Origin of the sequence: Streptomyces dysideae (assembly GCF_001514305.1) — a bacterium.
GTDB lineage: Bacteria > Actinomycetota > Actinomycetes > Streptomycetales > Streptomycetaceae > Streptomyces > Streptomyces dysideae.
Genome location: NZ_KQ949191.1, coordinates 1 through 1,397, shown reverse-complemented (window position 1 = coordinate 1,397; position 1,397 = coordinate 1). Strand labels below are relative to the sequence as shown.

2 protein-coding genes are annotated in these 1,397 nt (G+C 72.6%); one reads left to right on the top strand and one right to left on the bottom strand.

From position 1 onward, the window contains the following. Positions 1-49 precede the first annotated feature (49 nt). Positions 50-391: a hypothetical protein gene (locus AQJ91_RS48320; protein WP_199848232.1), complete on the bottom strand. Its 342-nt coding sequence runs from the start codon at positions 389-391 to the stop codon at positions 50-52. A gap of 102 nt (positions 392-493) precedes the next feature. Between AQJ91_RS48320 and AQJ91_RS48315 the strand changes: the two genes are divergently transcribed. Continuing rightward, positions 494-1,397, top strand: a 904-nt coding sequence (locus AQJ91_RS48315) for an IS630 family transposase (protein WP_234383490.1), incomplete at its 3' end; no start/stop codon positions are given.

The following is a 1,397-nucleotide window of genomic DNA, read 5'->3' as shown; positions in this document are numbered from 1 at the left end:
CTAGTGCAGCGCGTCGCAGGTCCTGTTCCGGTTGGAGTCCTGCGTTGGGTCACGCGGTGTAGTCGGCGAGGTGGACGAGGGCGGCGGTGTCGAAGGCGTCGGTGGGCCGGCCGGTCGGGGCGCCGGTGTGCAGGAGGGCGGGGGTGTAGGCGTCGGTCGCCGCGTCATGGATGGCAAAGCCCCACTCGTCGTGGTCGCCGAGGTACTCGATCCGGCACAGCGGCACCCGCTCGTCCGGGCCGTCCTGCGCGATCAACGCGGTCAGGTAGCCGAAGGAGCCGCGCCAGCGGACTTCGACCTCGGCCAGGGCGGGCCAGTGCCCCAGCGTCGCGGCGTGGTGGTCGATGGTGTCATCGACCTCTTCCTTCAGGACGCGGGAGGGAACCGGCATGCCGGTAAGTGTGACGCGTGCCCGGGGGTGCCGCCCGGCGCGGCGTCCCGAGGCGGCCATGATGAGGTGACGCCCCGACAGCTCCCTTCCCCAGGAGGCCTGATGGCCCATCCCGGTGCCCCGCGGCTGACGGTCTCGCGCAAGCAGGACCGCAAGATCCGCCGGATCCTGTCCAGCCCGCTCGCAGCCCAGGCCCTGGCCCTGCGGGCCCGGATCGTGCAACTGGCCGCGCAGGGGATGCCCGGCGCGCGCATCGCCCGGCACCTGGGCTGCGCGGTGGCCACCGTGCGCCGCTGGCGGGAGCGCTTTCGCCGCCGGGGCGTCGCGGGCCTGTTCGACCGGCGCCGCTCCGGGCGCCGCGAGGTCCACGGCCCCAGCCGGCGCCTTGCGGTGGTGGCCGTGGCCACCTCGCTTCCGCCCGAGGGCTCCTCTGTGTGGAGTCGCACCCTGATCGCTGAGCACCTGGCCCAGCGGGGACTTGCGATCTCGCCCTCCACCGTCGGCCGGGTCCTGGCCGAGGCCAAGGTCCGCCCGCACAAGGTCCGCGGCTGGCTCAACCGTGCTGATGACCCAGTCTTCTGGACCCAGGCCGGTGCGGTGTGCCGGCTGTATCTGGCCCCGCCGCCCGGCACGCTGATGCTGAGCGTGGACGAGAAGACCGGGATCCAGGCCACCTCCCGCCGCCACCCCACGGTGCGGCCCCGTCCCGGCCGGGACGAGCGCCGCGAGTTCGAATACCGGCGCCATGGCACCGTCTCCATCGTCGCGGCCATGGACGTGGCCACCGGACAGGTCCTGGCCGAGCGCATCGGCCGCAACGACTCGGTGACGTTCATCGGATTCCTGCGCCGGATCGAGCAGTGCACCGACCCTGCCGTGCCCATCCACCTGATCATGGACAACGGCTCGTCGCACACCTCCAGGGCCACCCGGGCCTGGCTGCAGGCACACCCCCGCTTCACCGTCACCTACACCCCCAAACACGCCTCCTGGCTCAACATGATCG

What these genes read in the sequence shown, in the direction of transcription:
- AQJ91_RS48320 (WP_199848232.1), bottom strand. Translation starts at nt 391, where the DNA reads ATGCCGGTTCCCTCCCGCGTCCTGAAGGAAGAGGTCGATGACACCATC.